The organism is Shinella sp. 1A1 (genome assembly GCF_055379515.1).
In genome coordinates this window covers 508,898-528,191 of the sequence record NZ_AP039671.1, presented here as the reverse complement: position 1 = coordinate 528,191, position 19,294 = coordinate 508,898, and the positions used below count along the sequence as shown (strand labels likewise).

General features: G+C 65.0%; 14 protein-coding genes and 1 tRNA gene. 5 read left to right on the top strand and 10 right to left on the bottom strand.

The features are described 5' to 3' along the window. Window positions 1-52: 52 nt before the first annotated feature. Window positions 53-1,549 carry a CoA-acylating methylmalonate-semialdehyde dehydrogenase gene (locus tag ACZ48C_RS02680; protein ID WP_318911027.1) on the bottom strand — a complete coding sequence of 499 codons (1,497 nt, stop codon included), beginning with the start codon at window positions 1,547-1,549 and terminating at the stop codon, window positions 53-55. Window positions 1,550-1,653: 104 nt separating this feature from the next. Here ACZ48C_RS02680 and ACZ48C_RS02675 point away from each other — a divergent pair, with 104 nt between their 5' ends. Beyond that, window positions 1,654-2,535: a LysR family transcriptional regulator gene (locus ACZ48C_RS02675; RefSeq protein WP_464782101.1), complete on the top strand. Its 882-nt coding sequence runs from the start codon at window positions 1,654-1,656 to the stop codon at window positions 2,533-2,535. Window positions 2,536-2,585: 50 nt separating this feature from the next. On the opposite strand, the gene ACZ48C_RS02670 is transcribed toward ACZ48C_RS02675, so the two are convergent. Together ACZ48C_RS02670 and ACZ48C_RS02665 are read right to left on the bottom strand one after the other, a co-directional pair. After that, a tRNA-His gene (locus ACZ48C_RS02670) sits at window positions 2,586-2,662 on the bottom strand. Window positions 2,663-2,811: 149 nt separating this feature from the next. Continuing rightward, window positions 2,812-3,261 (bottom strand): phasin, encoded by a 450-nt coding sequence (locus ACZ48C_RS02665; protein WP_119257747.1) that lies wholly within the window; start codon window positions 3,259-3,261, stop codon window positions 2,812-2,814. A 244-nt stretch (window positions 3,262-3,505) separates the two neighbouring features. Between ACZ48C_RS02665 and ACZ48C_RS02660 the strand changes: the two genes are divergently transcribed. Next, the gene (locus tag ACZ48C_RS02660; RefSeq protein WP_464782100.1) at window positions 3,506-7,000 is read left to right on the top strand and encodes an ATP-binding protein; all 3,495 of its coding nucleotides are present in this window, start codon (window positions 3,506-3,508) and stop codon (window positions 6,998-7,000) included. Between the two features lie 268 nt (window positions 7,001-7,268). Here ACZ48C_RS02660 and ACZ48C_RS02655 read toward each other — a convergent pair whose 3' ends face one another. Continuing rightward, window positions 7,269-9,221, bottom strand: a complete 1,953-nt coding sequence (locus ACZ48C_RS02655; protein WP_464782099.1) for an acetoacetate--CoA ligase — start codon at window positions 9,219-9,221, stop codon at window positions 7,269-7,271. Window positions 9,222-9,399: 178 nt separating this feature from the next. On the opposite strand from ACZ48C_RS02655, the gene ACZ48C_RS02650 reads away from it, so the two are divergent. Further along, complete coding sequence (locus ACZ48C_RS02650) at window positions 9,400-11,238, top strand: AsmA family protein (protein ID WP_464782098.1); 1,839 nt, start codon at window positions 9,400-9,402, stop codon at window positions 11,236-11,238. Between the two features lie 10 nt (window positions 11,239-11,248). On the opposite strand, the gene ACZ48C_RS02645 is transcribed toward ACZ48C_RS02650, so the two are convergent. From ACZ48C_RS02645 to ACZ48C_RS02625, 5 genes are all read right to left on the bottom strand, one after another. Then, entirely contained in the window at window positions 11,249-12,070 is an 822-nt protein-coding gene (locus ACZ48C_RS02645) for an ABC transporter permease (RefSeq protein WP_318911020.1), read from the bottom strand. 4 nt (window positions 12,071-12,074) lie between these two features. Next, window positions 12,075-12,986 (bottom strand): ABC transporter permease subunit, encoded by a 912-nt coding sequence (locus ACZ48C_RS02640; RefSeq protein WP_119257742.1) that lies wholly within the window; start codon window positions 12,984-12,986, stop codon window positions 12,075-12,077. Between the two features lie 4 nt (window positions 12,987-12,990). Continuing rightward, window positions 12,991-14,133 (bottom strand): ABC transporter ATP-binding protein, encoded by a 1,143-nt coding sequence (locus tag ACZ48C_RS02635; protein WP_318911017.1) that lies wholly within the window; start codon window positions 14,131-14,133, stop codon window positions 12,991-12,993. A 132-nt stretch (window positions 14,134-14,265) separates the two neighbouring features. After that, window positions 14,266-15,375, bottom strand: coding sequence for a polyamine ABC transporter substrate-binding protein (locus ACZ48C_RS02630; RefSeq protein ID WP_413251133.1), 1,110 nt, complete (start codon window positions 15,373-15,375; stop codon window positions 14,266-14,268). Between the two features lie 167 nt (window positions 15,376-15,542). Beyond that, window positions 15,543-16,958: a helix-turn-helix domain-containing protein gene (locus ACZ48C_RS02625; RefSeq protein WP_464782097.1), complete on the bottom strand. Its 1,416-nt coding sequence runs from the start codon at window positions 16,956-16,958 to the stop codon at window positions 15,543-15,545. Between the two features lie 220 nt (window positions 16,959-17,178). Here ACZ48C_RS02625 and aceA point away from each other — a divergent pair, with 220 nt between their 5' ends. After that, on the top strand, window positions 17,179-18,468 hold the full coding sequence (gene aceA, locus ACZ48C_RS02620) for an isocitrate lyase (protein ID WP_318911013.1): 1,290 nt from the start codon (window positions 17,179-17,181) through the stop codon (window positions 18,466-18,468). A gap of 47 nt (window positions 18,469-18,515) precedes the next feature. Then, on the top strand, window positions 18,516-18,755 hold the full coding sequence (locus ACZ48C_RS02615) for an SMc00767 family acetate metabolism repressor (RefSeq protein WP_023516665.1): 240 nt from the start codon (window positions 18,516-18,518) through the stop codon (window positions 18,753-18,755). A gap of 123 nt (window positions 18,756-18,878) precedes the next feature. Here the strand turns inward: ACZ48C_RS02615 and ACZ48C_RS02610 are convergent, their stop codons facing one another. Continuing rightward, window positions 18,879-19,142: a PepSY domain-containing protein gene (locus tag ACZ48C_RS02610; protein WP_464782096.1), complete on the bottom strand. Its 264-nt coding sequence runs from the start codon at window positions 19,140-19,142 to the stop codon at window positions 18,879-18,881. Between the last annotated feature and the right edge of the window lie 152 nt (window positions 19,143-19,294).

Sequence of the window (19,294 nt, the reverse complement as noted above, 5' to 3'; positions counted from 1 at the left end):
ATGCAAAAAGGGCTCCCGACGGGAGCCCTTTCCTGTTTCTGATCGTTACGGATCACTTCATCGTCGGCATGACGAATTCGGCGCCGTCCTTGATGCCGGACGGCCAGCGGCTCGTCACGGTCTTGGTGCGGGTCCAGAACTTGATGGAGTCCGTGCCGTGCTGGTTGAGGTCGCCGAAGGCGGAAGCCTTCCAGCCGCCGAAGGAGTGGTAGGCCAGCGGAACCGGGATCGGAACGTTGACGCCGACCATGCCGATATTGATGCGGCTGGCGAAGTCGCGGGCGGCATCGCCGTCGCGGGTGTAGATGGCGACGCCGTTGCCGTATTCATGCTTCATCGGCAGGTCGAGGGCTTCCTCGTAGTTCTTGGCGCGCACGACGGAGAGGACCGGGCCGAAGATCTCGGTCTTGTAGATTTCCATGTCCGGCGTGACGTTGTCGAAGAGGCAGCCGCCGACGAAATAGCCGTTCTCGTAGCCCTGCAGCTTGAAATCGCGGCCGTCGACGACGAGCTTGGCGCCTTCTTCCAGGCCCTTGTCGATGAGGCTGCGGATGCGGGCCTGGGCTTCCTTGGTGACGACCGGGCCCATGTCGGCCTTCTCGTCGGTATAGGGGCCGATGCGCAGGCTCTCGATCTTCGGTGTCAGCTTCTCGATCAGGCGGTTGGCGGTTTCCTCGCCGACCGGAACGGCGACGGAGACGGCCATGCAGCGCTCGCCGGCAGAGCCGTAGCCGGCGCCCATCAGGGCGTTGACGGCCTGGTCGAGATCGGCGTCGGGCATGATGATCATGTGGTTCTTCGCGCCGCCGAAGCACTGGGCGCGCTTGCCGTTGGCGGTGGCGGCACCGTAGACGTAGCGGGCGATCGGCGTGGAGCCGACGAAGGAGACAGCGCCGATATCCGGATGGGAGACGATGCCGTCGACCGCGGCCTTGTCACCGTTGACGACATTGAGGATGCCCGCCGGCAGGCCGGCCTCGATCATCAGTTCGGCAAGGCGGATCGGCAGGGACGGATCGCGCTCGGAGGGCTTGAGGATGAAGGCGTTGCCGCAGGCGATCGCCGGGGCGAACATCCACATCGGGATCATGCCCGGGAAGTTGAACGGCGTGATACCCGCGCCGATGCCGACCGGCTGGCGGATCGAATACATGTCGATGCCGGGGCCGGCGCCTTCGGTGAACTCGCTCTTGGACAGATGCGGGATGCCGATGACGAATTCGCAGACTTCGAGGCCGCGGATGACGTCGCCCTTGGAATCTTCGACCGTCTTGCCGTGCTCGCGCGAAACCATCACGGCCAGCTCGTCCATGTTCTGGTTGAGCAGGTCGACGAACTTCATGAAGACGCGGGCGCGGCGCTGCGGGTTGGTCGCGGCCCACTTCGGCTGCGCGGCCTTGGCGGCGTCGACGGCGGCCTGCAGCTCGGCGTCGCTCGCCAGCGCGACCTTGGCCTGAACCTCGCCCGTGGCGGGATTGTAGACGTCCGCGGTGCGGCCGCTCGTGCCCGGGACGTGCTTGCCGTTGATGAAGTGTCCGATCTCGTACATGGGGAGTCCTCCGTGGTTATGAGGAGATGATCGCACTTCAATTTGCACAACTCAAGCGCCTGAGATAAGGAACCGTTGTGCAGAAATTAAAGCCGGAGGCTGCGATGAACTGGGATGACGCCCGCATGTTCCTGGCGGTGGCGCGCACGGGGCAGCTCCTTGCCGCCTCCCGCCGGCTCGGCGTCAACCACGCCACGCTCAGCCGCCGCGTCAGCGCGCTGGAGGAAGCGCTGAAGACGCGCCTCCTCATCCGCCGCACCAATGGCTGCGACCTCACCGCCGAGGGCGAGGCCTTTCTGCGCGCGGCCGAACGTATGGAAACGGAGATGCTAGCGGTGCAGGCCAGCATCGGGCGCATCGACACGGCGGTCGCCGGCACCGTGCGCGTCGGGGCACCGGACGGCTTCGGCGTCTCCTTCCTCGCCCCCCGGCTCGGCCGGCTGACGGCGCGGCATCCGGAACTGAAGATCCAGCTCGTGCCGGTCCCCCGCTCCTTCTCGCTGTCGCAGCGCGAGGCGGATATCGCGATCACGCTGGAGCGGCCGGACCAGGGCCGGCTCGTCTCGTCCAAGCTCACGGACTATACGCTCGGCCTTTATGCCTCCAGGGCCTATCTGGCGGAGAACGGCACGCCGGAAAGCGTCGAGGACCTCAAGGCGCACCGGCGCATCGGCTATGTGGAGGACCTCATCTTCACGGCCTCGCTCAATTTCACCGGCGAGATCATGCGCAGCTGGGACGCCGGCTTCGAGATTTCGAGCGCCACGGGCCAGACGGAGGCCGTGCGCTCGGGCGCGGGCGTCGGCATCCTGCACGACTATATCGCCCGGCAATATCCCGAGCTCGTCCGGCTGCTGCCCGCCACCGCGATCCGCCGCGCCTACTGGACGACATGGCACGAAAGCGCGCGCGACCTCGTGCGCGTGCGCACCGTCGCCGAATTCGTGCAGGAACTCGTGCGCAAGGAACACGCGATGTTCCTCTGAGGCCCGGCAGAGGCCTCGATCAGCAGAAATTCAAATATGGAGGAGAAGAGTGGTACGGTTGGTGGGAATCGAACCTACGACCTCAGGTGCCACAAACCTGCGCTCTAACCAACTGAGCTACAACCGCACAACAAGGCGCGTCCAGCGCGCTTGGTGGGTCACATACGGGCAGCCGCACCTTTTTTCAAGCGTTTTCTGCACGCTCCACAAACGAAAATGGCTGGGCAATCGCCCGGCCACTCGATTACAGGGTCGGAACCCTTATCCTGTAGCGGTTCAGACCGACTTGAAGGACTTCATGGCCTTTTCGGCGGCCGACTTGCCGGGAGCGGCGACCTTCTCGGCAACCTTCTTGGAGGTTTCCTGGAGGGACTTGGCCTGCTCGACGACAACTTCGGCCTGCTTGCGCAGGAAGGCGGTCTGCAGTTCGAAAAGTTCGGAAACGGACTTCACGCCGAGCAGGGCTTCCATGTGGGAAAGCGAGCTTTCGGCATTGGTGCGGAGCGCTTCGATGGCCTTGAGGCCGAGTTCGACGGAGCCGGCCTGCGCGCTTTCGAGCGTCGCTTCGACGGTCTTCGTTGCGTCCTCGGCGGCTTCCTTCATCTTGGCATAGGCTTCCTTGGTCTGCGAGGCGCCCTTCTCGGCGAATTCGCGGAAGCTCTCGGAAAGCTTGGCCGGGTCGATGGAAGCGATGGAGAATACGTCGTCGGTCTTCTTGGTAGCCATTGTCTGCGCTCCTTGGTTTGGCCCTCTCTAGAGGCGCCGTGTTCTTGGATGGCCTCCATATAGGCGATTTCTTTTCGCATTGCAACATTTTTGTGCGATGCACAATAAATCCGGCGCGCCGTTAACCTTTCCGCCCGAAAGCCCGGGGCTCAGCGGGTCCGGCGCTGGACCCTCCGCCTGTGCGCCGCTATTAATAAAGCGTTAATCGAAGACCGGGGTGCCGGAGCAAGATGCAGGCCTGAACATGTCCGCGAAACAGTATCCCTTTATCGACGTCGCCGTCCATGAACGGGTGCGCCTGCCCTTTGCCCGGGGCGAGGCGGTCGTGCTGTTTTCCAAGGACATGGCGCGGGTGCTCTGGTCGAACGGCCGGGGCGCCGCCCTCTTCGGCCAGGACAATATCTACGATTTCCTCGATACCGGCCCGGACCGCACCGACGTCGCCTTCCGCCAGCTCGCCGCGACCGCGCGGCAGGTACAGGCGCCGGGCGAGCGGCGCAGCTTCCTGATGCGCATCGGCAGCGGCTTCCGCAGCGTGCCGGTCCATGCGACGGTCGAGGCGATCACCATCCGCCGCGGCGACGATGCCATCCTGTTCAGCGTGCCCGTCGCCGGCAGCCAGGGCGGCGCGGACGCAGCCACCGCGATGCTCGCCGGCTTCGACGATCCCGACACGCACATGGCCGTGCTCGACGGCGAGGGCGCCGTCGTCGCCGCCTCGGACGGCTTCGACCGGCTGGCCATCAGCCAGCAGACCCGCCTTGCCCTCGTGGAGGCCGCCGGCCGCAGCGCCGAACACCTCGTCAAGCGTCCCGTCTCCACCGGCCGCGGGCATCTGCCCGCCGCCATCGGCAAGATTTCCAACGACCCCGCCCTGCACCTGCTTTTCGCCGTCGAGACCATTCTGGGCCATCTCGACCCGGAGGAGGACGAGCCTGTCCAGCAGGCCGAAGCGGAGCCGGCCGTCGAGGAGACGCCCGCCGCTGCCGGGGAGACCGCTGCGGCGGTATCGGAAACTCCCGAGCCTGTTTCGAACGACGAAGAGGCTCCCATCGAGGATGCCCCGGCGGAAGAGGCGGAAGAGATTGCCGCCGAAGAAGCCGACGACGACGATAACGTCGAGGCCCCCACCGAGATTACGGCCACCGATGCCGTCGAGTCCCCTGCCCCCGTGAGCGAGACGGTGGAGAAGACCGGTTTCGTCTTCAACCCGCAGGGCCGTCCGATCCGTTTCGTCTGGAAGATCGATGCCGAGGGCCGGTTCAGCGAGATTTCGGAAGAGTTCGCCGCCGCCGTAGGGCCGCATGCCGCCGCGATTTCCGGGGAACGCTTCAGCGATGTCGCCGGCCGCTTCGATCTCGACCCGGACGGAAAGATCGGCGATCTCCTGCGCCGCCGCGACACCTGGTCGGGCAAGACGATCCAGTGGCCGGTCGAAGGCACGAGCCTCGTCGTTCCCGTCGACCTCGCCGCCCTGCCCACCTATTCCCGCAACCGCGAATTCGACGGCTTCCGCGGCTTCGGCATCGTGCGCATCGCCGATGCCGCCGAGGACCCGCATGCCCGCGGCCTGACGCTGGGCGATGCCGAGCCGGCCGGGGAAGCGCTGGTGGAAGAGGCCTTCGCCGAGGAGACCGGCGCCCTGCTGGAGACGGCGGCGCAGGACGCGGACGAGATGCCGCCGGAAACGGCGGATGCGGGCAGCGACGATGCCATTCTGCCGGAGGAAGCAACCTCCACGGATCACGAAGAAGCGACGACCGTCGAGACGGAACAGTCCGAAGCCGAAGGCGTGGATGCGGAAGCGGCCCCCGCGCCCGACGGCGACGAGGAAGACGCGTTCCGGGGCGAACGGCCTGCGCTGCGCCTCGTCGAGACGCTCGCCCGCCGGCATTCCGACAAGGTCGTGCAGCTCGAGACCCGACGCAATCGCGGCGGGCTGTTCGATGGCCTTTCCACCGGCGAGCAGGCGGCATTCCGCGAGATCGCCCGCCAGCTCGGCGAGACCTTCGGCAAGCGCAAACCCGAAGATCGCCCGGCGGAGGAAACGGCGGACAATACCGACAAGGCAGCCGGCGATGATGCGGACGATGCGGCGACCACCGCCACCGGCGAAGCCGCGGCGGAAATGCCCGGCCTCGAAGTCGGCCCCCATGCCGACGACATGCTGCATGAAGAGCCTGCCGGCGAGCGCACGGGCTTTGCCCCCTCGCGCCGCCAGATGGACTATGGGCTGACCGGCCCCGTCGTCGATGCGCTGCCGGTGGCGCTGCTCGTCCATGTCGGCGACCGGCTCATCCATGCCAACCCGGAATTCTTCCGCCTGACGGGCTATTCAGACCTGAAGGACCTCGAAGCCTCCGGCGGGCTCGACATCCTGCTGGCCGGTCCCGACGAGGAAGCCGAGGAGAGCGGGGGCACCATGGCGCTCCGCCATGCCGACGGCGAGAGCTCCAGCGCGGTGCGCGCCCGACTCCAGTCGATCCGCTGGGAAGACGGCACGGCGCTCATGCTGGCGCTGACGCCGGTGCAGGAAAAGCCGGCCCTCAAGCTGGTCGACACCGCCCCCGTCCCGGCCGAATCCGAAGAACGGCCCGCCGACCAGGCCGCCGCCGCGGCGCTGCGCATCGAGGTCAGCGAGCTGCGCTCCATTCTCGAAACCGCCACCGACGGCGTCGTCGTCGTCGGCCAGGACGGCGACATCCGCTCCATGAACCGCTCCGCGAGCGCCCTCTTCAACTATGACGAGGACGAGACGCGCGGCCGTCCCTTCGCCATGCTCTTCGCCCATGAAAGCCAGAAGGCGGTGCTCGACTATCTCGCCGGCCTTTCCGGCCACGGCGTCGCGAGCGTGCTCAACGACGGGCGCGAGGTCATAGGCCGCGAGGCGGGCGGCGGCTTCATTCCCCTCTTCATGACCATGGGGCGCCTTTCCTCTTCCGCCGGCTATTGCGCGGTCATCCGCGACATCACCCAGTGGAAGCGCACGGAGGAGGAGCTTCGCAACGCCAAGCGCGCGGCTGAGACGGCGAACGCCCACAAAAGCGATTTCCTCGCCCGCGTCAGCCACGAGATCCGCACGCCGCTCAATGCCATCATCGGCTTTTCCGACATGATGGCGACGGAGCGCTTCGGGCCGATCGGCCATCCGCGCTACATCGAATATGCCAACGATATCGGCCGGTCCGGCCGCCACGTGCTCGACATCGTCAACGACCTGCTCGACATCTCCAAGATCGAGGCGGGCGAAATGGAGCTGGAATTCACCGCCGTCGGCCTCAACGAGACGATCTCGGAAGCCGTCTCGCTGGTGCAGCCGCAGGCGAACGCCCAGCGCGTCATCATCCGCACCTCGCTTTCGACCAATGTGCCGCAGATCGTGGCGGACCTGCGCTCGATCAAGCAGATCGCGCTCAACATCCTGTCGAACGCCATCCGCTTCACGCCGTCCGGCGGGCAGATCGTCGTCTCCACCGCCTATGAGGCGAATGGCAGCGTGGTGCTGCGCATCCGCGATACCGGCGTCGGCATGACGCGCAGCGAGCTGGAGCAGGCGATGAAGCCCTTCCGCCAGGTGACGACGGGCGCGCGCAAGCGCGGCGACGGCACCGGCCTCGGCCTGCCGCTGACGAAGGCGATGGTCGACGCCAACCGGGCGAATTTCGCGATCAGCTCCACGCCGAACGAAGGCACGCTGGTCGAGGTGGTCTTCCCCTCCCCGCGCGTGCTGGCGGACTGAGGCGGGCGAATAAAGGATAAAAAAGAGGGCGGCAGAAGCCGCCCCGATAGTTTGAATGCTGTCCAACAAAAGCCAGGGTCAACGGCTTCATGCCACCGGAGTCGGATACGACCGGAAAGCCCTCTCATCGGGCATGCTCAAGTTGGCACGACCTTGCGTCATACCGACTTAACAAATGCTTACCTGGCCGGTTTCGGCACAAAGGTTTCGTTCACCTGTCCGAAAACTTGGTTAACGCGGCGGACCTGAAACCGTTAAACCGCGACGCTCAGGATCTCAGCGCCGGCAGGTCGGCGAAAAGTGCCAGCGCTTCCGGATTGGCGAGCGCCTCCTTGTTCTTGACCGGACGCCCGTGCACCACCTCGCGCACGGCAAGCTCGACGATCTTGCCCGACTTGGTGCGGGGAATGTCGGCGACCGCGATGATCCTTGCCGGCACATGGCGGGGCGACGCGCCGGTGCGGATCTTCGTCCTGATCTTCTTTTCCAGCGCCTCGTCCAGCACGATACCGGGCGCAAGGCGCACGAAGAGCACGACGCGCACGTCGTCGTCCCAGTCCTGGCCGATACAGAGGGCTTCAGCGATCTCCTCGAGCTGTTCGACCTGGTTGTAGATCTCGGCCGTGCCGATGCGCACGCCACCGGGATTGAGCGTGGCGTCGGAACGGCCATGGATGATGATGCCACCATGGCTCGTCCATTCGGCGAAGTCGCCGTGGCACCAGACATTGTCGAAGCGCTCGAAATAGGCGGCGCGGTATTTCGCGCCGTCCGGATCGTTCCAGAACATCACGGGCATGGAGGGAAAGGCCCTGGTGCAGACGAGCTCGCCCTTCTCCTCGCGCACCGGATGGCCGTCCTCGTTCCAGACGTCCATGGCAAGGCCGAGGCCGGGGCCCTGGATCTCGCCGCGCCAGACCGGCTTCAAGGGAATGCCGAGCACGAAGCAGGAGACGATATCCGTACCGCCGGAAATCGAGGCGAGCTGCACATCCGGCTTGATGCCCTCGTAGACGAAGGAAAAGCCTTCCGGCGACAGCGGCGAGCCGGTGGAGGTCAGAAGGCGCAGGTTCGAAAGATCGTGCGTCGTCACCGGCGTGAAGCCGCCCTTGCGCACCGCATCGATATATTTGGCGGAGGTGCCGAAGACGGCGAACCGTTCCGCCTCGGCATAATCGAACAGCACGTTGCCATCCGGATGGAAGGGCGAGCCGTCGAAGAGGCAGAGCGTCGCGCCGACCGCAAGGCCGGAGACCAGCCAGTTCCACATCATCCAGCCGCAGGTGGTGAAGTAGAACAGCCGGTCGTCCTCGACGAGCCCGCAATGCAGGCTGTGTTCCTTCAGGTGCTGCAACAGCGTGCCGCCGGCCGAATGCACGATGCATTTCGGCACGCCCGTCGTACCGGAGGAAAAGAGGATGTAGAGCGGATGACGGAACGGAAGCCGTGCGAAGGCGAGAGGCTTCGCCTCAAAGGGCGCCATCAGCGCATCGAGCGTGCGGCCGTCCGGCAGCGCGGCGGCGAGCGCCTCGGCATCGCCGGCATAATGCACCACGAGGACGGGCGTCTCCAGCTTGGCCGCGACGGCCTTCACCTTCCCGGACACGTCCTGCAGCTTTCCGGCATACCAATAGGCGTCGCAGGCGATGAAGAGCTTCGGCTCGATCTGGCCGAAGCGGTCGAGCACGCCCTGCTCGCCGAAATCGGGCGAACAGGAGGACCAGATCGCGCCGAGCGAGGCGGCGGCAAGCATCAGCGCGATGGTCTCCGGCATGTTCGGCATCATGGCCGCGACACGGTCGCCTTCGCCGATGCCCATGGCGGCAAAGGCCTGCTGGAGCTTCGAGACGCGGGCTCCGAGTTCGTCCCAGGACCAGCGATAGGAGACCTTGTCCTCGCCGCGAAAGACGATGGCGTCACCCGCGCCGGTCTTCCGCAGGAGGTTTTCGGCAAAGTTCAGCCGTCCCTCCGGGAAGAAGCGGGCCTCCAGCATGCGCTCGCCGTTTTCGAGCGCCGTCGCGCCGGTCTCGCCGATGACGCCGCATTCGTCCCAGACGGCGCTCCAGAAGCCGGCGCGGTCCGCGACGGACCAGTCGTGCAGTTCGTCATAGGAGGCGAAGGCGCGCCCGGCCCGCCGGCCGGCGGCTTTCATGAAGAGCGCCATCGGGCTCTTTTCCAGGATTTCTGCCGAAGGTTCCCACAGGGGCATTTCTGACGTCATGCTGTCCTCCACTCCATGGCATTCGTATAGCATGTTGCGTCGCACTATAAAGCGGGGAACGCCCGTTCGCGCCGTCGTCGAACGCAATTCCGCCATGGCGGCATTTGATTTCTTCCGCACGAGCGCCTATCCCCGTTTCGCTTGAGATGAGATTGCCGGCAGAGGAGCCGCGCCCCGCATGACCCTATCCCGTTTCCTCCGTTCGAAGCTTCTGGTGCGGGGCATCCTTGCGGTTCTCCTCGTCGTCGCGGCGGGGCGCATCGCCTTCCCCTTCCTCGTGCAGACGGCGGCGGTGGAGCGCGGCATCGAGCAGGCGCTGGAAAACTGGACCGGCGCTGCGGTGCATGTCGGCCGGAAAGCGGAATTTTCCTTCTGGCCCTATCCGCGCGTGACGCTCGGCAATGTACGCATCATCGGCACGAAAGCGGACGGCACCGGCGGGGAACTCGCGACCGTCGAGAAGGTCTCGGCGACCTTCGACCTCCTCGGCGCCGTGCGCGGCCAGACGGGCTTCAGCGATTTCGAGCTCGTGCGCCCCGTCGTTCATGCCGGATGGAGCGCCGACGGCGTCTTCAACTGGCGCCACAGCGGCTGGCTGATCCAGGCGATCGACGCGACCGCCAAGGCCCCGGAGGGCCAGCCCGCCGACATTAAGGACGAGCGCATCGGCACGATCTCCATCCGCGACGGCGTGCTCGACATCGCGCGGGGCGAGAAGCCCTACCGCATCACCGACATCAACGGCAGCATCGACTGGCCCGCGCTCCGGCGGCAGCTGGAGCTTTCGCTTTCCGGCGTCGTCAACGGCGAGATGACCCATTGGTCCTTCACCACCGGCCACCCGCTCGCGCTTCTCGCCGGGCGGGACGCCGTGATCCAGACCAGCCTTTCCGCCGACCCGGCGAAATTCGGCTTCGACGGCACCGCCAATCTTTCCGGCAATGCCTATATCTCCGGCGCGATGCAGCTTTCGACGCCGTCGCTCAGCCGCCTGCTCGCCTGGCAGGGCAAGGACATTCCGGCGGTCGGCAATATCGGCCAGGTGAGCGCCGAGGCGAACGTCACCAGCTCGGGGACTTCGGCACGGCTCGAGAACGTCAAGCTGGCGCTCGACAACGCGGAGGCGAAAGGCGTTCTCGACATCGCCATGCCGTCGGGCGGCCTGCCGAAGGTGGCCGGCACGCTCGCCTTCGACAAGATGGACCTGCGCGCCTTCCTCACCGCCTTCTCGCCGCTTCCCGGCACCGATCCGAATGCACCGGGCATCGACACCGCCTTCATCCGCCAGTTCGCCATGGACCTGCGGCTTTCCGCAAAGAGCGCGGACTTCGCGCCGTTCTCGCTGCAGGATCTCGCCGCCGGGATGCGCGTCGAGAACGGCCGAGCCTCCTTTGATGTCGGCGACAGCGCGTTTCTCGGCGGGCGCATGACGGGGCGCATCGTGCTCGCCGAAAGCGGCTTCCGCGGCGGCGGCCAGTTGCAGATGTCGCTCGGCAATGTCGATATCGGCGCGATCGTCAGCACGCTCGCGCTCCCCGGCCCGCTGCCGACCGGCATCGGCTCGGCGGATTTCGAGCTCTCGACGGACCTGCCGCTCTGGGCGACGACGGTCTCCGACATGTCGGGCCGTTTCCGGCTGCGCATGGGGCCGGGCACCCTCACCCATTTCAACCGCCTGGCCTTCGAGCAGCGGGCGGCACAGAACACCTTCTTCAGCACGTCGGAAGTCGCCGACGGCGCGTTCGATTTCGTGCGGGCGGACATGGATGCGAAGCTCAATCGCGGGCTTGCCGAACTCACCAAGGCGGAAATCGAGGGAACCGACAGGCTGCTGACGCTTTCGGGCCTGATCCCCTACCGCACCGGCAGCCTCGCGCTGGCCGGCAGCCTTGCCGACCGCCCGCAGGAGGGCGTCGCCCCGACCAGTCCGGCGATCAGCTTCTTTGTCGGCGGCTCCTGGCCGGAGCCGGTGATCTCGCCCATCGCGATCCTGACGGGGCAAGAGCCCCGCCGGTGATCCGGCCGCATCAACGGCCGGCGAAGGCCGCCTGTTCGTCGCGCACCCGCTGCAGTTCGCGCCGCTTTGTCATGACCGACGCGATGATGACGCCGATGGCGACGAGGCCGATGAGCAATGTGCAGGCCGCGTTGATTTCCGGCGTCACGCCGAGGCGCACCTGGCTGTAGATCTTCATCGGCAGGGTCGTCGCGCCCGGGCCCGAGGTGAAGCTCGCGATGACGAGGTCGTCGAGCGAGAGCGTCAGGGCCAGCATCCAGCCGGACAGCACGGCGGGCGCGATGATCGGCAGCGTCACCTCGAAGAAGGTCCTGACGGGCGTCGCGCCGAGATCGAGCGCCGCCTCCTCCACCGAGCGGTCGAAGGAAAGCAGGCGCGATTGCACCACCACCGTCACGAAGCACATGGAGAAGGTGATATGCGCCAGCGTCACCGTCCAGAAGCCGCGGTCGAAGCCGATGGCGACGAAGAGCAGGAGCAGCGACAGGCCGGTGATGACCTCCGGCATGACGAGCGGCGCATAGACCATGCCCGAGAAGAGAAGGCGGCCGCGGAAGCGCGTGTAGCGCGTCAGCGCCAGCGCCGCCATGGTGCCGAGGACGGTCGCAACGCTCGCCGCCAGCAGGCCCACGCGGACCGTCACCCAGGCCGCATCCATTAGGCCCTGGTTATGGAAGAGCGAGACGTACCATTTCGTCGAGAAGCCGGCCCAGACCGTCACGAGCTTGGACTCGTTGAAGGAGAAGATGACCAGAAGCACGATCGGCAGGTAGAGGAAGGTAAAGCCGAGAACGACCGAGACGATGTTGAAACGGGACCAGGAGTTGTTCATGGGCTTATCTCCCCTGCTCTTCGGCCTTGGCCTGCGCATTCTGGAAGAACACGATGGGCACGACCAGGATGAGGAGCAGGATGGTCGCGACGGCGGCGGAGACCGGCCAGTCGCGGTTCGCGTTGAATTCGTTCCACAGCGTCTTGCCGATCATCAGCGTCTGCGACCCGCCGAGAAGGTCGGGGATGACGAACTCGCCGACGGCCGGGATGAAGACGAGCATGCAACCGGCCACGACGCCCGGAATGGAGAGCGGGAAGGTAATCTTCCAGAAGGCGGAGATCTGCGAGCAGCCGAGATCCTGCGCGGCCTCGATCAGCGTGTTGTCCATCTTCTCGAGCGCCGAATAGAGCGGCAGCACCATGAAGGGCAGGTAGGAATAGACGATGCCGATATAGATCGCCCAGTTGGTGTTCATGATGACCAGCGGCTGGTCGATGATGCCCGTGCCGATGAGGAACTGGTTGAGCAGCCCTTCCGGCTTGAGGATGGCGATCCAGGCATAGACGCGGATCAGGAAGCTCGTCCAGAAGGGCAGGATCACCAGCATGAGCAGCGTCGGACGCAGCGAGCGCGGCGCCTGCGCCATGCCATAGGCGATGGGATAGCCGATCAGCAGCGTGATGGCGGTCGAGAGCCCCGCGATCCACAGGCTCGACAGATAGGCGTTGAAATAGAGCGCATCCTCCGTCAGCCAGACGAAATTGTCGAAATGCAGCTCGCCGAGCTTTGCCCAGAGACCGGAAAGGCCGTCCGACAGCGCGAAGACCGGCACGTAGGGCGGCTGGGCGATCGCCGTGGTGGAGAGCGAGATGCGGAAGACGATGAAGAAGGGGATGAGGAAGAAGAACAGCAGCCAGGCATAGGGAACGATGATGACAAGGCGGCTGAAGATGGCGGAGCCGAGCTTGTTCATCGCATCAATCCTTCAATACGACGCCGGCAGTCTCGCCGAAGGAGACCCAGACCTTCTCGTCATAGGCGATGGGATTTTCCACCTCGCGCTGGGCATTCAGCATGGAGGCCTTCACGACCTTGCCGCTGTCCAGCTTGACGTAGAAGACGGTCATGTCGCCGAGATAGCCGATATCCCAGATCTCGCCCTGCGCCGCGTTGAACGTGGCATCGGCGGGCGCATTGCGCGACACTTTCAGCTTTTCCGGGCGGATCGCGAAGCCGGCGGCGCTGCCGGGCGTGGGCGCATTGGCGGCGGCGGTGCGGATGGTGAAGCCCTCGTTGGCGGCCAGCTCGATCTTGCCGTTGCCGCTGGCCGCGACCTTGCCGTCGAGGATGTTCACGTCGCCGATGAAGTCGGCCACGAAGCGGGAATTCGGCGCCTCGTAGATTTCCGCCGGGGTGGCGACCTGGATGACCTTGCCGTGGCTCATCACCGCGATGCGGTCGGCCATGGTCATCGCCTCCTCCTGGTCGTGCGTCACGACGACGAAGGTGAGGCCGAGTTCCTGCTGCAGGTCCATCAGCTCGAACTGGGTTTCCTCGCGCAGCTTCTTGTCGAGCGCGCCGAGCGGCTCGTCGAGCAGCAGCACCTTCGGGCGCTTGGCGAGCGAGCGGGCGAGCGCCACGCGCTGGCGCTGGCCGCCGGAAAGCTGGTGCGGCTTGCGCTTGGCGAATTTCTCGAGCTTCACCAGCTTGAGCATCTGGGCGACGCGCTCGGCGATCTCGTTCTTCGGCATGCCGTCCTGCCTAAGGCCGAAGCCGATATTGCTCTCCACCGTCATGTGCGGGAAGAGCGCGTAGGACTGGAACATCATGTTGACCGGCCGCTTGTAGGGCGGGATGCCGGCGATGTCCTGGCCGTCGAGGATGATCTCGCCGGAGGTCGGCCGCTCGAAGCCGGCCAGCATGCGCAGGAGCGTGGACTTGCCACAGCCCGAGGCCCCGAGCAGGGCGAAGAACTCGCGGTGATAGATATCGAGGGTGAGGTCGTCGACGGCAGTGAAATCGCCGAACTTCTTCGTGACGTTTCGGAAGGTGATGAACGGTTTTGCGTCCGGATCCATCCAGGGCGCGAAGGAACGACGGATATTGCCGAGAGATTTCATTGCCTGTCCCCAACTCTCTTTTTCTGGCATTCCCGGCAGTTCCGGCGAGACGAAGCGGCGGCTTGCGGCGGGAACTGCGTCGAACAAAATGAAATTGCCCGGAAACCGGTTCCGGGCAATTTATCGAGCCGGTTACTGGCCGGTCACGATCTTGGTCCAGGTTCGCGTGAACACGCGCTGCGTCTTGGAATCCAGCGTCGTGTTGGTGAAGAGCTTCTTCAGGGTCTCGTCATCCGGATAGATCGTCGGGTCCTTGATGATGTCTTCCGGCAGCAGCGCCTGCGAGGCCTTGTTGCCGTTGGCGTAGTGGACGTATTCCGTCGACTTGGCGATGACTTCCGGGCGCATGATGTAGTTGAGGAAGGCATGCGCCTCTTCGACATGCGGCGCGTCGGCGGGGATGGCCATCTGGTCGAACCACATCTGCGTGCCTTCCTTCGGGATGGCATAGCCGACTTCCACGCCGTTCTTGGCCTCATCGGCGCGATCGCGCGCCTGGAAGATATCGCCGGACCAGCCGACCGCGGCGCAGATATCGCCGTTGGCAAGGCCGTTGATGAATTCCGAGGAATGGAACTTGCGGACGAAGGGGCGAACCTTCAGCAGCGCTTCCTCGGCCTTGGCGATATCGGCCGGGTCATGGCTGTCGGGATTGAGGCCGAGATAGGCCAGCACGACCGGGATCATGTCGGTCGGCGAATCGAGGAAGTTGATGCCGCAATCCTTGAGCTTGGCGGCATATTCCGGATCGAAGACCGCCTTCCAGCTATCGACCTCGTCGGTGCCGAGCGCTTCCTTGATCTTGGCCTTGTTGAAGCCGATGCCGATCGTGCCCCACATGTAGTTGATGGAATATTCGTTGCCCGGGTCGAACGGCTGCATGCGCTCGGCCACCATGTCCCACATGTTCTTGAGGTTCGGCAGCTTGGACTTGTCGAGCTTCTGGTAGACGCCCGCAGCGATCTGGCGCTGGAGGAAGGTGTTGGTCGGAACGACCACGTCGTAGCCCGTGCCGCCGGCCAGGAGCTTCGTCTCGAGGATCTCGTTCGAGTCATAGACGTCGTAGACGACCTTGATGCCGGTTTCCTTGGTGAAATCGTCGATGATCGAACTGTCGATATAGTCGGACCAGTTGTAGACGTTGACCACTTTTTCCTGTGCAAACGCACCGCCGGCAACCAAAAACGCCGCGGCCGCGGCCGTCGCCCAAAGAGTATGCCTTATCATTGATTTATCTCCCAGTTTCTTTCACGGGCCTATGAGTTCGTAGAAGAACAGTCGCCGATTATGGTTGTTTTTCGAGAGGCGACAAGCTGCATTCACGCAAACATAGAGCGAATTTTTATATCACATTGTTCCCATTCCTATCATATTTCAAACCGCATCCTTGGCGGAAATCAAGCGGAAATTTACTGGAAGTCGAAAAGGCTCAGGCCGGCGACCATTTCGTCCAGCCCGAGCGGGCGCGTGACCGGCGGCTCGGCACGGGCAAGACAGCCCTGCCGCTCGCACAGCCGGCAGGCGGCGCCGACCGCGATCGCGTCCCCTCGCCCCGCCGCCTCGCCATAGACGGTCTCCTCTGCATGGGCGGCATCGCAGCCGACCAGCAGCGCCGTGCGGCGCACCCGCTCGGCGAAGGCGGCCTGCGGCCCTTCCAGCGTCCGCGAGACCGTCAGGAACGTGCCGCCGTCCGGCATCTCCACCCGGTCGACGAGGATCTGCCCGGGCTGGGAAAAGGCGGCATGGACGCCGAGCTTGGGACAGCCGCCGCCGAAGCGCGCCTGCGGAAAGCCCTGCGCACCCGCCCGCCGGAAGCGGTGACCGGCATTGTCGATCTCCAGCATGAAGAAGGGCACACCTGCCTTTCCCGGCCGCTGCAGCATGGTGAGCCGGTTGGCCGCCTGCTCGTAGGAAACGGAAAAGCGCGAGCGCAGCACGTCGATATCGTAGCGCACGCGCTGCGCCGTGGAATGGAAAGCCTCGTAGGGCATCATCAGCGCATGGGCGGCGTAGCGCGCCAGCTCGAAGCGGGCGATGCGCTTGGCCTCCGCCGTCGTGAAGGCGAGCAGGTCGAGCTCGGCAAAAATCTCGTCCTGCAAGGCGAGCTGCACCGTCTCCATGGCGATCTCGCGCAGCTGGTCGAAGGGCGACAGGCGCTCGGAGAGGAAGAGCCGCATGGAGTGCCGGTCGAAGCGGCGGCGCAGGTTCGGCATGGTGTGGACCGGCAGGAGGCGCACGACGACGCCATGCTCCTTGCGCAGCCAGCCCTTGAGCGCCGATGCGAGGTCGTCGCCCGGCGCCAGTGCCGCATGGAAGCGCTCGGCCGCCTCGTCGATGGCGCCGAAATAATTGGGGCGGCTTTCCAGCTTCTCGCGCACCTCGTCCATCGGCAGCAGCGTGCCTGACAGCGTGGTGGCATGACCTTCGCGCGCGAGGACGTCGGCAAGGTCGGTCAGGCGCGCGGCCTGCTCGCGATAGGCACGGTAGAGCTTCATTATGCCGCTCGCCACGTTCGGCGCGGCATCGGCGATCTCCACCAGCTCGTGATCGCCCGGCAGCTCGCCGGCCAATAGCGGATCGGCGAAGACCTCGCGAAGCTGGCGCGCATTGCCGGCACTCTCGCCCTGCAACTCGTCCAGGTCCACCTTGTAGACGGAGGCAAGGCGCAGGAGGAGCTGCACGGTCAGCGGCCGCTGGTTGCGCTCGATGAGGTTGAGATAGGACGGCGAGATCGACAGGCCTTCCGCCATCGCCGTCTGGGTGAGGCCGAGCGCGTTGCGGATGCGCCGGACCTTCGGCCCGGCAAAGATCTTGTTCTCCGCCATGTGTCAAATCCTTTACACGATCGGCCGCGCTGTCAATTTTACAGATTTTACTTTTTTACAGAGCCGCCTTGTCAAAGACAAGACATCATTACCCGATTATCCCGCTGATTTTCCGGTTTTCCCTCGCCGTATTGTGCGCTGCGATGTAAATACTGTCACATGAAATCGGGACAGCAAGACAACGACATCCCGATCCAGAGACATCATACCGGAGGATATCATGACCGATTTTTACAACCTCGTCCCGAGCGCGCCGAAGGGCCGGTTCGACGGCGTCGAACGCCCCTATACGGCCGAGACGGTCGAGAAGCTGCGCGGCTCGGTCCAGATCCGCCATACGCTGGCCGAGAACGGCGCGAACCGCCTTTGGAAGCTCATCCACGAGGAAGACTTCGTCAACGCGCTCGGCGCGCTCTCGGGCAACCAGGCCATGCAGATGGTCCGCGCCGGCCTGAAGGCGATCTATCTCTCCGGCTGGCAGGTCGCCGCCGACGCCAATACCGCCTCGGCCATGTATCCCGACCAGTCGCTCTATCCGGCGAACGCCGCGCCGGAGCTGGCCAAGCGCATCAACCGCACCCTCCAGCGCGCCGACCAGATCGAGACGGCGGAAGGCAACGGCCTTTCGGTCGACACCTGGTTCGCCCCCATCGTCGCCGACGCGGAGGCCGGCTTCGGCGGCCCGCTCAACGCCTTCGAGATCATGAAGGCCTTCATCGAGGCAGGCGCCGCCGGTGTCCACTTCGAGGACCAGCTCGCCTCCGAAAAGAAGTGCGGCCATCTCGGCGGCAAGGTTCTCATCCCGACCGCCGCGCATATCCGCAACCTCGATGCCGCGCGCCTTGCCGCCGACGTCATGGGCGTGCCGACGCTGATCGTCGCCCGCACGGATGCCGAGGCGGCAAAACTCCTGACCTCCGACATCGACGAGCGCGACCAGCCCTTCGTCGACACGGACAAGGGCCGCACGGTCGAAGGCTTCTACAACGTCAAGAACGGCATCGAGCCGTGCATCGCCCGCGCCATCTCCTATGCCCCGCATTGCGACCTGATCTGGATGGAGACCGGCAAGCCGGACCTCGAACAGGCCCGCAGGTTCGCCGAGGCGGTGCACAAGGCCCATCCCGGCAAGCTGCTCGCCTACAATTGCTCACCCTCGTTCAACTGGAAGAAGAACCTCGACGACGCGACCATCGCCAAGTTCCAGCGCGAGCTCGGCGCGATGGGCTACAAGTTCCAGTTCATCACGCTCGCCGGCTTCCACCAGCTCAACTACGGCATGTTCGAGCTGGCCCGCGGCTACAAGGAGCGCCAGATGGCCGCCTACTCCGAACTGCAGGAAGCGGAATTCGCCGCAGAGATCAACGGCTACACCGCGACCAAGCACCAGCGCGAAGTCGGCACCGGCTATTTCGACGCCGTCTCGATGGCGATTACCGGCGGCCAGTCCTCGACGACCGCCATGCATGAATCGACCGAGCACGAGCAGTTCCGCCCGGCCGCCGAATAAGCCTTTCAATTCACTTTCAAGAACCCCGTTACAAGAGGAGAAATGCCATGACAGTCCAGACCCGCGTCAAGGAACGAGCCGAAGAACAGGCTTCCGCCATGACCCCCGACCAGCAGGCCATGATCCGCATGGTCGCCAACGACCTGCACCGCCTCAACCAGTCCGTCATGAAGGCGGTCGAGGCCGGCGTCTCGGTGGAGCTCGTCCGCTCCGCCCGTCACCACGGCGGCGAGGGCAACTGGGGCGACCTGCTGATCCCGGTCATCGTGACGCAGGGCCGCGGCTGACAGGCAGACATCCGGTCGAAAGGAAATCCCCGGCGTTCCCTGCGCCGGGGATTTTTCGTTTCGAGCGCCTTGCAGATCGGCGGTCGCCTTCATGGCCTCGCGCGTTGGAAATGCGCGAGGCGGTCAGTTATCCGGGTGCTCCGTCAGGATAGCACCGGTGCGGGGATCCGCGCTGAACTCCATTCGCGTGCCGTTCTTCATGCCCTCTCCTTCCCAACGCCCGTCGTCGGCCTCGATCTGATGGATTGCCGTGTAGCCGGCGGCCTTCAATTTCCCGACGACCTCTTCGAGCGGCATCCAGTCGGCGCCGGGCTGGTCCGCCAGCGCAGGCAGCGCCGTCCCGAGCATCAGGGCGAAAGCGAGGGCGAATGTGTTCGTTCCGGTCATGACAGCCTCCGTTGCAAGCCCTGACATTGCGTTTGCCTCAGGGCCTGGATGGTTCACACCAGCCGGATGATAGCCGCGAATGCGTCCTCGGTTTGTCACAGGCCGCTCTTGCCAGCCGTGAAGCAGCAAAAACCCCCGGCGGGCTCCCTGCG